The sequence below is a fragment of the Brevibacillus sp. HB1.4B genome (genome assembly GCF_013284285.1).
Lineage (GTDB): Bacteria > Bacillota > Bacilli > Brevibacillales > Brevibacillaceae > Brevibacillus > Brevibacillus porteri.
The window spans coordinates 407522-420819 of record NZ_JABSUT010000005.1; the positions used below are offsets into that span (position 1 = coordinate 407522).

At 48.0% G+C, this 13298-nt stretch carries 13 protein-coding genes; 10 read left to right on the top strand and 3 right to left on the bottom strand.

The window, feature by feature from the left end; genetic code table 11:
- The first annotated feature begins 826 nt into the window (after window positions 1–826).
- From HP398_RS15315 to HP398_RS15335, 6 genes are all read left to right on the top strand, one after another.
- Complete coding sequence (locus HP398_RS15315; RefSeq protein ID WP_017251228.1) at window positions 827–2110, top strand: helix-turn-helix domain-containing protein; 1284 nt, start codon at window positions 827–829, stop codon at window positions 2108–2110.
- 3 nt (window positions 2111–2113) lie between these two features.
- Window positions 2114–2239 carry a hypothetical protein gene (locus HP398_RS31190; protein ID WP_017251227.1) on the top strand — a complete coding sequence of 42 codons (126 nt, stop codon included), beginning with the start codon at window positions 2114–2116 and terminating at the stop codon, window positions 2237–2239.
- Window positions 2240–2397: 158 nt separating this feature from the next.
- Window positions 2398–2691 (top strand): HD domain-containing protein, encoded by a 294-nt coding sequence (locus HP398_RS15320; protein WP_173623017.1) that lies wholly within the window; start codon window positions 2398–2400, stop codon window positions 2689–2691.
- A 116-nt stretch (window positions 2692–2807) separates the two neighbouring features.
- Window positions 2808–3281 carry a tripartite tricarboxylate transporter TctB family protein gene (locus tag HP398_RS15325; protein WP_173623018.1) on the top strand — a complete coding sequence of 158 codons (474 nt, stop codon included), beginning with the start codon at window positions 2808–2810 and terminating at the stop codon, window positions 3279–3281.
- A gap of 18 nt (window positions 3282–3299) precedes the next feature.
- Window positions 3300–4826, top strand: coding sequence for a tripartite tricarboxylate transporter permease (locus HP398_RS15330; protein WP_173623019.1), 1527 nt, complete (start codon window positions 3300–3302; stop codon window positions 4824–4826).
- A complete protein-coding gene (locus tag HP398_RS15335) occupies window positions 4816–5838 on the top strand; it encodes a tripartite tricarboxylate transporter substrate binding protein (RefSeq protein WP_173623020.1) in 1023 nt (340 codons plus the stop codon). Before HP398_RS15330 ends, HP398_RS15335 begins: the two co-directional genes overlap by 11 nt.
- 57 nt (window positions 5839–5895) lie before the next feature.
- On the opposite strand, the gene HP398_RS15340 is transcribed toward HP398_RS15335, so the two are convergent.
- Window positions 5896–6369: a GNAT family N-acetyltransferase gene (locus HP398_RS15340; protein WP_017251222.1), complete on the bottom strand. Its 474-nt coding sequence runs from the start codon at window positions 6367–6369 to the stop codon at window positions 5896–5898.
- 95 nt (window positions 6370–6464) lie between these two features.
- Complete coding sequence (locus tag HP398_RS15345; RefSeq protein ID WP_173623021.1) at window positions 6465–7553, bottom strand: DUF418 domain-containing protein; 1089 nt, start codon at window positions 7551–7553, stop codon at window positions 6465–6467.
- A 273-nt stretch (window positions 7554–7826) separates the two neighbouring features.
- On the opposite strand from HP398_RS15345, the gene HP398_RS15350 reads away from it, so the two are divergent.
- The 4 genes from HP398_RS15350 (at window position 7827) to HP398_RS15365 (ending at window position 10653) form a co-directional block, all read left to right on the top strand.
- Window positions 7827–8597 carry a 3-hydroxyacyl-CoA dehydrogenase gene (locus HP398_RS15350; RefSeq protein WP_017251220.1) on the top strand — a complete coding sequence of 257 codons (771 nt, stop codon included), beginning with the start codon at window positions 7827–7829 and terminating at the stop codon, window positions 8595–8597.
- 45 nt (window positions 8598–8642) lie between these two features.
- Window positions 8643–9173: a MarR family winged helix-turn-helix transcriptional regulator gene (locus HP398_RS15355; RefSeq protein WP_017251219.1), complete on the top strand. Its 531-nt coding sequence runs from the start codon at window positions 8643–8645 to the stop codon at window positions 9171–9173.
- Between the two features lie 106 nt (window positions 9174–9279).
- The gene (locus HP398_RS15360) at window positions 9280–9783 is read left to right on the top strand and encodes a hypothetical protein (RefSeq protein ID WP_017251218.1); all 504 of its coding nucleotides are present in this window, start codon (window positions 9280–9282) and stop codon (window positions 9781–9783) included.
- Window positions 9784–9786: 3 nt separating this feature from the next.
- On the top strand, window positions 9787–10653 hold the full coding sequence (locus tag HP398_RS15365; RefSeq protein ID WP_173623022.1) for an SDR family oxidoreductase: 867 nt from the start codon (window positions 9787–9789) through the stop codon (window positions 10651–10653).
- Here HP398_RS15365 and HP398_RS15370 read toward each other — a convergent pair.
- Window positions 10650–13226, bottom strand: coding sequence for a winged helix-turn-helix domain-containing protein (locus HP398_RS15370; RefSeq protein WP_254476128.1), 2577 nt, complete (start codon window positions 13224–13226; stop codon window positions 10650–10652). The two genes, HP398_RS15365 and HP398_RS15370, sit on opposite strands and share 4 nt — an antisense overlap.
- Between the last annotated feature and the right edge of the window lie 72 nt (window positions 13227–13298).

Here is a 13298-nt window from a genome sequence, read left to right on the forward strand (position 1 = left end):
ATTTAATGTACACATGCAGAGTTTGCGGGTACGATGGATTGGACTATCCTCAGATAAGTGAGAAAGGGTATGCTAGTCAAGAAATTTGTCATTGTTGTGGTTTTCAGTCAGGTTTCCACGATGATGCTATGGATGAACCATTTACTATTGAGGAGTTTAGAGAGCTATGGTTACAGAACGGGGCGAAGTGGGTTAGCAGGTTTAGGCCAAAACCCACAAATTGGGATGTTAAGGAACAATTGAAAAGGATAGGCATCAATATTTAACTAACGAAACATATGAAAAATTCATGATACGCTGATAGGCTGCATTCGCAATATAGTGAATGTAGCCTTTCTTGTGGCTTAAGGATTCTGAGAGTAACAAATCACATATGATATTCAAAAATCAATAGTCCTTAAAGGGTATCTCAGACTATGACAGTGAATTATTGATGAGTGTAGTTTCATATCAAGTCATTCTTAACAAAATTATGTTTGACATGATCTACTCGATAGCACAACTTAAAATAATTTAGTCACATTAATAAACTAATTACTCGGCTTTCATAAAAACTTTATCCACTCGATTTTGATGAAGCTATGGAAACTTTCCAGATCACTTCATGGTTCAAATCTTTTCCATTCAATTGGAAATAAATAAGTGATAATTGCCTTATGGATTCCTAGTAATAGTATTACCACTCTAAAGAGTTTGTTTTCCATCTCTTCCCCACTCTAGTAAAAAAGTGTAATCTATTTAAAAATGATTCAAATCGATTATATCATTCGTGGATGATTGTGCTATCATATCCATAAAAAGGAATCATCAGGAGGGTGTATTTGCTGTGATTTCAGAGGGAAAAACCTTTGGGGGCATATTACGAGTATATCGAAATAGAGCAAACTTAACACTGACTGAGTTATCAGAAAGAACAGGTGTAGCTTCTGGAACCATTAGTAAGATAGAATCCGATGCATTTACTTTACCAAATATGCAACATGTAATGAAACTGGCAAAAGTACTGGATATTCCACTTTATACAGCGATCGTACCCTATTTACATAAAATGAAGCGCGAAGCGACACTGCGGTCTCTATTAGAGGCTGTGATGCAAGAGAAGAATGTGGTTCTTACCAACAAAGTAGCTTTGCAATTGTTAAATTGTCCCAAAAGCAATACATTTCTTTCTTTAGACTATTTGTATCAAACAGCAGGAACGGAAGCGGATGAAGAACTGCGCTTGGCTCTTTATGACGTGATTTGTGACTACTCACGTGAGCATGGAATTCCTTTGTATCTGGCAAGATCGCTTTTCCAACGATATATGATTCGACGTGAAAATCTAAGCCAGTTAGATCAAACCTATGTAGAGGGCAAGGAGCTATTACACTATACATCCTATCTGCATATCAATGAGCGAATTTTGACCTACTATAAATTTTCCTTCCATGCATTGCGTCTTGGATTCTATTCAGATTGTATTCATCTGTGTAAACAAGGTCTTGAAATCGACCATAGTCAGAGTGAGCAAAAAGCAGCAGCGATCCTTGCGATCATCATTTCCTATTTTGAGCTGGAAGACTACACATTGGGACATTTTTATCTGGAGAGATACGAAATGTTCGATTATCCCGAGGTACATAAACATGCCAGACATATTCGGGGGAAACTATACGGAAAGACAGGGAAATTTGATAAGGCCATTCCGGTATTACAAGAATGTCTTGCGCAGCAAGCACAAGATGACAAGATTGTGATCGCGAATGATTTGTTGGAGATTTATATTCAGGTAGGAGAAGAAGAGAAAATCCGTGATCTATTTTTGGCAGAAGCATCGATCTTGCCGAAGAGTCTCACTACTCCGAATCAATACAATCAAATGGGCCTGTATTTCCGAACGAAGGGCACCTTTTACATTCAAAAAAACGAAGTAAACTTAGGAATCGAGAGTCTTGTGGAGAGCGTGAATTACTATCGGGCAATCAATGAGATCAAACAAGCAGATAAGAGTCTTAGCGTTCTTTTTGAATTCTATGTGTCACAGAAAAAAAATCTTCCGTTTGATATACTCCATAAATTGGTAAACGTGTATAATGGAAGTAATCATAGATCCAAACAGGAGGTATAGGTCATGAAGAAATGGATATTGTCTTTGTGTATGTTAACTGCCTTCATTACATTACCAGTTTTAGTAGAACAACCACCAGCCAAGCAATCCAATCCGATTATCCAATATGGCTGGCCGGAGCCTTGGTAATCATCTGAACAATACGATCAATGCCCTCCAATTGGAGGGCATTTGTTATAGTTGCAAAACGGACCACAACAGTCGGAAGACAACATTTTTACTTGAGTAATTCGTTATGATTAATTATAACTAGTTATATATAGTTATAATTGGTGTGGAGGTAGCGGATGCAGATGGTGACGACGACGATGGTCAATTCGCAAAAATTATGGATGTTGGTTAAGCGGATGGAGCCTCATTTGATCCGCAATCAAGCCAATATGGAGAAGCTTTTGAAAATGCTGATGATCCACGATGTCTCCTCCGTCTCAGGTTCCTCTTTTCGCGGGCTGCAAATAGACGATGTTTCGGACAGCGATATCAAAGAGCTTTGGAGCGAGTTCGAAAGCAATGAGACGTATGAAGCGAAAGTCGCCCATGCCATTATTCGTCTGATCGACCAAATCGAAATCGAAATCTAACTGACTACCATATGCTGTGTCCCGTGCGGACTGGCTATGGTAGTTTTTTTCTGCTTTCGCACACAATGGGCGCATGAGCCATAGGCTATAGTAGCTTTTTTGCTGAGGTGATACACATGAGACGCCCGGATAATCAGCCGGATTTTATCGGTGCCCTTCTAAGTATGATCCTTGGAGTCTTCATTTCGTTCGAGGCCTATCGTCTGGAGGCATTTTCGACATCGTTGTACGTAGGGGATCACACGCTGCCAGCGATTCTCGGTTTATTGTTTTTCATGCTGGGAGGTGTGCTGCTTATCCAATCATTCCGTATGACGGAGGAAGCCTCTTCGCCAAATCCCGGACCGCTTCTTCCTGGAAAAAGGCTGCGCCTACTGCTTTGCTTTTTATTCCTGTTGCTGTATGTCTGGCTGCTCGGCGCGATCGGTTACACAATGGCTACGCTCTTTGTCTCTTTTGCCTTTTTTATCCTGATCGGCAGTTATCGGTGGCGTACGTCCATCGTGTACTCCGTTCTTTTGACAGGGGGGCTGTATGTGGTGTTCATCTATTCGCTGCATATCACACTGCCTGGAGGAGATTTGTTTTAGAGCAAGTATGAGAAGGAGGTGCTGATCATCGAGACGTTCCAACTATTACTGGCTGGTTTTGCTTCAGCCCTCACCCCGGAGCATTTGCTCATGGCAGCACTCGGCGCTCTTATCGGCACCTTTGTAGGTGTATTGCCCGGTCTCGGTCCCACTTCTGCCATCGCGATTCTGCTTCCGGTGACAGCCGTACTGGAGCCGACACAAGGCATGATCATGTTGGCAGGGATTTATTACGGTGCCATGTACGGTGGCTCGACGACAGCGATTCTGCTGAATATCCCGGGGGAGCTATCATCAGTCCCCACGTGTTTGGATGGCTATCCGCTCGCGAAAAAAGGGAGAGGTGGGCCGGCATTGGGGATATCCGCACTCGCTTCGTTTGGAGCAGGGGTACTCGGGGTAATCGGACTCGTCTTTTTCGCGCCCATTTTGGCAGATCAAGCGTTAAAATTCGGACCGCCTGAATATTTTGCGCTGATGCTTTTGGCTCTCACGCTGATGGTCAGTCTATCAGGAGGATCATTGGTCAAATCGTTTTTGATGGGGGCATTCGGTTATTCGCTCGCTCTAGTTGGGCTGGGACCATCCTCTGGCATGCCGCGCTTTGATTACGGCATCCCCGCATTGGTCGGAGGTTTTGACATGATTAGCATCATCATCGGGTTGTTTGCGATTACAGAAGTCCTTAAAGGGATTGATGAAAAACGCACAGCTACCCTCATTGGCAAACCGGGCAGTGTCTACCCGAAAAAGGAAGACTTGAGAGTAAGTGCCGGGCCTATGCTGAGGGGCGGGATTGTCGGCTTTTTTCTTGGATTGCTGCCGGGCTGTTCGGCTGCGATCACGTCGTTTTTGGCGTACGATATGGAGAAAAAGCTATCGAAGCATCCCGAGAAGTTCGGTCAGGGAACGATCGAAGGGGTGGCGGCACCAGAAGCAGCGAATAATGCGACGAGCAGTGCGGGCTTCATCCCGCTGTTTTCGCTCGGGATTCCTTCCTCACCACCACTGGCGATTTTGTTGGCAGGCTTGATGATCTACGGATTGACGCCAGGCCCAGTTTTGTTTGAACAAAATGCGAGCTTTGTCTGGACGGTCATCGCCTCGATGTTCGTGGGGAATGCGATGCTTCTCGTGCTGAACCTCCCGATGGTATGGGTGTGGGTGAAATTGACAAGGGTGCCATATGGCATCATGGCTCCGATCATCCTGATGTTCTGCACGATTGGGGCATACAGTGTGCGGAACAGCATGTTTGATGTGTGGGTCGCGTTTCTGTTTGGCGGACTTGGGTATGTCTTTTCCAAATATAAATGGCCAGTTGTTCCGCTGGTTTTGTGCTTCATTCTGGGACCTCTTCTGGAAGAATCATTCATTCAAACGATGGCGATGGGCTCGGGTGATCTCAGCATTGTTTTGTTCCGGCCTTTATCGTTGACCATCTTGCTGGCAGCAGGAACACTCTTGATCATCTCCATGATGTTGAACCGCCGGACACAGCAACGGTTGAAAGAAGAGAGAGACCGGGGAGTAGATGTCGCGTAGGGAGGAAGAGTCAGTGAGAGGGTATAAACAATGGGCGGCTGTCATCATGTCGTTGCTTTTGGCGGCAGTCGTTAGCGCATGTGGAAATCAAGGTACAGCCGAGTCGGCCTATCCATCGAAGCAGGTGGAGTATATCGTGCCGTATTCTGCTGGGGGCGGAGTCGACCTCGTGGCCAGAGCGGCAGCTGATTATTTGAGCAAGGAATGGGGGCAGCCTATCATCGTCGTCAACAAGGCGGGAGGTGGTGGGGCAGTAGGAGCGGAGTATGCCTTAAAGCAAGCCAAACATGATGGTTATACAGCGCTTGCTGTTAATGTATCTAATACGACGATGCTCGCTGCTGGGATGAAAACACCGCCGATTACAAACGAGGATCAAGTCTATTCGGCCAGGATTGGCAAAGGAACGCTTGCTTTTGCAGTAAAAGCCGACGCGCCTTGGAAAGATTTCGCTGAATTTTCCGCGTGGGTGCGCGCGAATCCGGAGCAGTTAACATGGACTTCTGTAGGGCCAGCAGGCTTTTCCGCATTTGGGGTAGCAGAGTGGCTGGATGTGATTGGAGCAGACTTCTCCAAGACGAGAATGATCGTGACAAAAGGCGCTTCCGATTCCGTCCCGAAAGTTGCTGGAGGGCACGCGATTTTGGCGGTGCATACAGTAGGGGAAATCATGCCGATGCTGCAAGCGGGCAAGGTCAAAATCCTCGCCGTATCTGGTGACACGCGAAGTCCATTCCTGCCTGACGTCCCTACTGCGGAGGAGCAAGGTATTCAAGGCTTGTCGGTTTTCTGGTGGACCGGAGTGTCTTTTGCCAAAGGAACGCCAGAGTCGGTTATTCGCAAATGGGAAGAAGCGATTGCCAAGATGGAAAAGGACCCAGCCTTTTTGCAAAAGCTGAGTGAAATTCAGGTGGAGCCGGCATACGCGGCCAGTGAAGCATTTACGAAGGAAACACAGGAAGAAACAGCGTACTACTTGGAATTGGCGACCAAGAAGGGCATTCGAAAATAAGGGTGACGAACGAAAAAAGGGAGAATGGCTAAATAGCTGTTCTCCCTTTCCATCTATTTATTTAGGTATCCGTTTTTCGTACCTGAATTTATAAAAACCATTTGCTGCGTTCGGCGCTGTCTCGCCGACCTTTTTGTAACCGCATTTCTCATAAAAGTACTGGTTGCGTTCGGCTTCATAGCCGGTATCGAGCGTCCACTTCTTGATGTGTGGATACGCGGCCTCCATGAATTGCATGGTTTGACTTCCGATACGCAAGTTTTGTTTATCAGGATCGACATAGATGATCCCCAGCTCCAAATGCTCATGATCGACTGGAAGGAGGCAAAAACCGCCAACGATCTGGTCATCCAGCAAGATCGTATAGTAATGGGCCTTTTGCATGAACAAAACATGCTGGTCAGGCTGGTCATGTCCGGCAGGGCCTTCTCCATACTTTTGGACGTCTTCAGCAAAGCAGCGAACAGCAATTTGGGTGAGTTGCTCCGCGTTCGCGGGGACAGCCTTTTTGAAAAAAACCATAGGACTCATGAGATCATCTCCAGTTCGTCTGACTACTTCGAAATTGGTGTATGTATGATTAGCAAAATTCTCCTATATAGCAGACGGATGAACCCACAGAATGGTTACCTACTTATTTTTCTCATGAAGCTCTCCAACGGTCCCCTCTCGAACCAACGTCTCCATACAAGTGTGAGCACAATGGAAAAAAGGAAGAATCCTACGGCGTAGAGCATCGCAAAAGCGAGCGTTTGATTTTCGAGTCTGCCAATCAAGGCAAGGAAGCCGAGCCCGACAATGATATGGCTGACGTAGTGTGTCAGTGTCAGCTGTCCGGTTTTTACCCATGTCTGCGTAAACCAGCTGTTCGCGAATTTTTCCGCAAAGCTGACGCACAGAAGGATGATGATGACAGCGGTGCTTGAGCTGGACAGCACATAAAACAGGTTGGGTGGGACTGGTTTCGTTCCCCATAGAAATAGGGCCATCTCGCTTCCGACGACCGGAATAGAGAGCTTGATCAACCCATACGATAAAACCTCCAAGCTGACGAACAGAGCAGTTGCCCAGCCCAACATATTTTTGCGTACAGATCGATCGAGCAGGTTGAGTCGACCTAGCCACAAGCCGAGAAGGAAAAAGCACATCCAGGGAAATACCGGGTGATAGCCGTTGTACAGCAAGTTACGCAGGAATCCTTCGACTGTCCAAAAATCAAGATACTCGATAAATGGTTGCTTCGGGTTCCACCCCTGCATGTAGTTGAGCGACAATTGTAGCGTTTGAGCTGTGAGCAGGATACCGCTAAATGCGAGAAGAAGCGTTTTCTCCGATACGACGAGGAGGAAGGAGGCAATGAGCATATAGACACCGTAGTAATGCAGGATGTCGCCGCTCCAACTACCGAGATAGAGCAACATCCCGGTCACGAATAAAAATAAGGAGCGCTTCCAAAGGACGTGGCGGCTAGCCTGCAAGAGGGCCGGGTCACCTGAGGTCCTGGCCTTTTTTGTCATATACGCAATGCCGATTCCCGCTAAAACAACGAATACGGTAGATGCTCTACCTTGAAACAAACTGGATAAAGCGATGAGCCAGTCAGGTCCGTTATGCTCTGCGTTCAAGATGACAACGTAGTTGACGATCATCATGCCGAGCATGGCCCACGCGCGCGCAAAATCGAGACCAATGACTCTGGTAGAAGACACTTTCATCCGGGTTCTTTCCTCTCCACTTTTATTTACTTACCGGTAAGTAAAATATAATGGGATTGATTGTAAATAGCAAGCCCTAAAATGGTGGAGATGGATAAGCACAACTGTCCTTTGCCCGGACACAGATGTCTCATACCTGTCTGGATTTGAGAAGGTCGAGACAGCTTGTCGCTTGTAAAAACCACGTGTGGCAAGGGGGGATTCGTTTGGTATCCAACTTGCATAGCTTTTTTCTGAATGCGGATGCAATTGTAGAGGAAGGGAGAGAATGGCTTGGATATGCGGGAAGTGGTTGCCATTGTAACGGGTGGTGCTTCCGGTTTGGGAGAAGCCGCTGTGAGGAATGTAGTTCAACACGGGGGAAGAGTAGCCATTCTTGATTTGACGGTGGAGAAGGGGCAAGCGCTGGCGAATGAGCTGGGGCGCGAAAATGCTTTGTTCGTGCATACGGATGTCGTGAGTGAGGCGAGTGTACGCGACGCAATCGATCAGGCTGCTGGCACATTCGGTACGATTCACGCCGTAGTCAACTGTGCAGGGATCGGTTTGGCACAAAAAACGCTGTCGCGAAGCGGTCCACATCCACTGGAATCCTTCAGCAAAGTTATTTCAGTCAATCTGATCGGTACTTTTAATGTCATTCGGTTGGCAGTGGAGCAAATGGCAGGAAACGAGCCGAACCAACAGGGGGAGCGGGGTGTCATCATCAATACCGCATCGGTGGCAGCTTTTGAAGGGCAGGTGGGGCAGGTTGCCTATAGCGCCTCCAAAGGCGGAATCGTAAGCATGACCCTGCCGCTAGCAAGAGACCTGGCTTCGTATGGCGTACGCGTGATGGCAATTGCTCCGGGTCTATTTGACACGCCGATGTACGACCAACTGCCTCGTTCTGTAAAAGATGCGTTGGGTGCGACTGTTCCTTTTCCCGCACGCATGGGTGATCCGCAAGAATACGCGATGCTCGTGAACAGCATCATCACCAATTCGATGTTGAATGGTGAAACGATCCGGCTGGATGGGGCAATCAGGATGGCACCGAAATAGAGAAGACGTGTTGACAGGAAAATAGTTAGGTGCCATACTATATCCATGACAAACCATTCAAACGGAAGAAAACAAGAAGAAGCGATCCCATCGCTTGTTCAATCGCAGCGCCAGATTGATCAGTATGGACTCGATGTTGATGCGCAAGCTGTACTCGTCGCTGCTAGGCTGATGGAGGCAGGAGCCAAGCTTGGGCATGCGGCCGAAATACATTTTGCCAGATTCGGCTTATCAACAGGACGATATCGCTTATTGGCAGACCTCGAAGATAACGGTGGGGAAGTGCTGCCTTCACAATTGGCAGAGCATCTGGGGGTAACACGGGCTACTGTTACTGGTCTGATCGACATCCTGGAGCGCGATGGCCTTGTTTCCCGACGAGCGAGTGCAAAAGATGGCAGGCAAAAATCGGTCATTTTAACAGAGCTCGGTGCTAGCAAGCTGCGTGAAATGGCGCCTGAGCACTTTGCGAGATTGGAAGCGATGGTCGGATTGCTCAATACCGAGGAGCGCAGTGTGTTTCTCGACCTGCTGGGCCGCGTGACACAAGGCATCTCGGCACTGACAGACGAATAGTAAGAGCAGGCAAGTAGTAAAGCGGGCTAGGTAGCTAGCCCATTTTCATCTTTATATAGTTAGGTTCCTAATTATATTTTCGAAAAGGGGAAAGGAGGTGAAACACATGCATGACCCTGCAAAAGCGGGAGGTGTTTATCCGATCAAAGGCGCACGTTCAGAACGAAAATCGTTTGTTTTATGGCGAGAAGTAATCATGGCTTATTTGTCTCCTGCGATCATGGCGAGCATAGGGGGATGGATCACCGCTGACAAAGGGCTGCAAATAGGGGCATTGACCACGATTGGCGGAACATCCGCATTGATTGCCGCACTGTTTGGGCGATGGTTACAGAGCCGTGGTATACATAAACGCTGGGTCACCCGCATGCCTCATTTGGCGCTGGTAGCGGTTATGGGAATGACAATGGCAGTGATCGGTCTCTTGGCAGCATGGCTAACAACGGAGTTACTTGTCATCTTTGCGCCCGGTGAATCGTTGGCTTGGCTAAGTCGTGTCTGGATCGACTTCCCGCTGTCAGCAATAATCGCCAGCACGTTAATCACATGGCGGTGGCGTAGTGCCATCAACCATGACCATCAAAACAGGAATCAGATACGGAGGCGATAGAAAATGATCGTAGTGATGGGAGCAACAGGAACCATAGGTAGTGCACTTTTGAAACGATTGATAGAGCTTGGTGTCCCAACCCGGGCATTGAGCAGAACGCCGGAAAAAATTCAGATGCTAATGGGAGAGCAGGCAGCATCTACGGTGGAAGTCGCAGCAGTGGAAGCTTCTGACCCTGAATCATTGCGCCGAGCGTTTGCGGGTGCGAATCAGCTCTTCCTTTCCCTTTCAAACAGTCCCAATCAGGTCGAGCTGGAAACATCGATGATTCGCATAGCAGCTGAGGCTGGGATCCAGCATATCGTGAAAATATCCAGTCCAGCCTACGACGAAAAGGCGCCAGTCGCCGTAGCGGGATGGCACCAGGAAATCGAGAGCGCTTTATCAGAATCGGGTATGAAAAGTACCGTACTGCGACCGTACGCCTTTATGCAAAATCTGCTCCGCTTCGCACCGACGATCAAGACGCAACATGGTTTCTTCGGTACGATGGGTGAAACAGCATGCAACTTTATCGATTGCCGGGATATCGCCGATGTTGCCGCAAAGGTATTGACCTACCCTGAAAAGGCAGGTCGTGTATACACCCTGACTGGTTCTGAGGTTTTCAGCTATCCGCAAATTGCGAGCAAGCTGTCCGATCTGCTCGACCGCCCGATTACGTACATCAACAAGGATAGCGAAGCACTCCGACGTGATCTGATGGAGTACGGAAACATGCCAGAGTGGCTCGCCAGTCATGTCGTTGAAATTCAAGCTATGTCAGTAGCGATTCCGGAAAAGCCGACAGACGATGTAGGGCGTGTCCTTGGCAGAGAACCTCGCCAGCTGGACGCTTTTCTGCAAGAGCATATTGAAAAGTTCCGTTAATCAACAGGGCTATTTTCTAGCAGCGAAATTTCTTGCGCTTTCAGAAGAGCTTGTGTGCGATTGGTGACACCGAGCTTGCCATATATCCGATGCAAATACACCTTGACCGTCCCGAGCGTGTTCCCTAGCTCATCGGCGATTAGCTTGTTGGATGCTCCTTGCGCCAGCATGGAAAGGATGATCATTTCCTTCCCGGTTAGTGGCTCGATCAAAGGAGCTTTTCTTTTCTCCATTTTCTTAGGGAAAAGAGATAGTAGTTGATTGACATACGCAGCAGATACAGACGGACCTGAGTGTTGGGATCGTTTTTTCAAGCGTAATTGGTAATCGTGCAAGAGGTGAGACATCGCCGTTCCTTCGTCTAGAAAGCTACGGACGTAGCAGTTGTTTCCGCCAATTAAGAGCGCTTCGTGGAGGAAAGCCAGCGCTTCCTTTTTGTTGCTGCACTGTTGGTGAGCGAGTGCTTGTAGAACGGCGATGTCTACCTGACTGATCAATAGCTCCTCGCGTATACTGGATGGCTTTAGGAGCGCTAAAATACGCAAGGCTTCCTGTTCCTGCTGCTGGGCGAGCAACAAACGGACATAGGTCAAAACCTCTAATTCTCTCTGAATGCTAGGCTGATTGAAAATGGAGGGGGGAAGCTTGGACAACTCCGCTTTCGCCAAAGCGATATCCCCTTCCTGAATCGCGATGTGTGCGAGAAATGCTTGTAACGGGTTGAACCAATACGTAGCACCCCAGCTCGCGACCGTCTCAACTGCCTCCGAAACGATTTTGCGGGCCGCAGAAAAATTCCCCTCTACCAGCTTGAGTTTGGCGGATGTCAGGACATAGGGGATGAGTAGGCCAGGAATTTGCTTGTGCAGGGCAACGAAACGAACGCGCTGCAGATACGCAAGGCTCTCTTCCAGCCTGTTTTCCTCATAAAACCCCTCTGCTAATGCCTGAACGACGTACAAATTAATCAAGGAGTCCTTCCAGCCATGTGCTTCAAGTATGTCGGAAAACTGATTGCCTACAAGCTCTGTCTGATCGGATAGGATTCCTTTTAACCCGAATCTCGTTCGCCGAATAAATGGTTCTGTCGTGTTGTAATTAAAGTGGTAAAACAACGGACTCTCAGGAAGTCCACCACTTAACTGTGAAGAACTGGCGATCCAGCGATCAAAATCCATAGTGGCGAACACCAAATTGGCTCGAACAAAAAACAGACCGCTCAAAAACTGCCGGTGCTCTGTTGAATCTTCTATGTCAGCAATGCTTTGCTCCAATTCGGTGAGGGCCAGCTCCGCCCGATCCGTTTGAACGCAGGTAACCAAGAGGAACACATAGATCAGGCGAAAAAGTGGTGAGAAATAGTTCGCGTGATCAGGGATGCTGTCCAGCGTTCTGAGAAAGCTGGAAAACTCGCCGCGTTGAAGCAGTACCGGAATATGTTGCGCAAGGAAGCTTACAGCCAACGTGTAATCGGCAGCGGCAATCGCATGATCGATCGCTTCGTCCATCATTCCACGCTCCGCATAACTCTCACTGGCTAGCCGGTGCAGCACACGTGCTTCTCCGGGAGCTGTCTGCTCCAATTGACTGCGCAAAAAATCGGCAAATAAGTGATGGTACCGATACCACGTCCCGTAATCATCCAACGGGATTAAGAAAATGTTTTGGCGGTGCAAGTGGGTCAGCATTTGGTGGCACTGGGGCAGGCCGGTCAGAGCGCGACACACGTGAGCGTCCATTCTCGCCAGCACAGAGGTTTTGAGCAAGAAGCTGCGCTCCTCTTCCGGGAGTCGCATGATCACTTCATGAAACAAATACTCCGAAATATTGCGATGAGAGCCAGTAAATCCGGCAAAAAATTGATCGTGGTTTTCCATATTCACGAGTGAAATGGCAGCGAGCTGCAAGCCGGCGACCCAACCCTCCGTACTTTTCACCAGCTGCTCGATTTGCATTTCGGTCAGAGGTAAATCGTGAACCTGCCGGTAAAAGCTGTCCGTCTCTTGATGACTGAAAAGAAATTGTCCTGACTCAATGTGACATACTTCATGACGTACGTTCCATTTGACTGTAGAAAAAGGCAATGTGTTGCGACTGGCGATGTACAGATGGACGTGGCTCGGGACATATTCCAGAAAATAAGCGAGACTGTTGTGAATCGTCTCATCCGAGATCACGTGGTAGTCATCGAGAATGATAGCAAGGGGCTGCGTCGTAGAAGCGAGTTCATTGAGCAGGGAATCGATGAAGGTCAAGATCGAGGTATGACTGGTTGCCTTCATGGCTGGTTCCATTCGTTCGGAGAGTTCTGCGAAGTCAGATTCAGACAGTGTAAATACGATGTATCTCCAAAAGCGAATCAAGTCATTATCCATCTCATCGAGTGAGAGCCATACAGTGGTACCGCCGTACTGATGCGCCCATTGGCTGAGCAAGGTCGTTTTTCCATACCCGGCTGGGGCGTATAACGTGGTCAGTCGGCATTGCAGACCAGCGTTCATTTTTTGCAGCAGTCGGCTCCTGTGAACGCTATTCGATCGAACGGCGGGCATTGCTGTTTTGGTTTTCAGCATAATGGAATGATGGAGCATGTTTGTACCGTCCTATGTATTAGAATCGTATGTGTCCATTATACTTGTTATCGG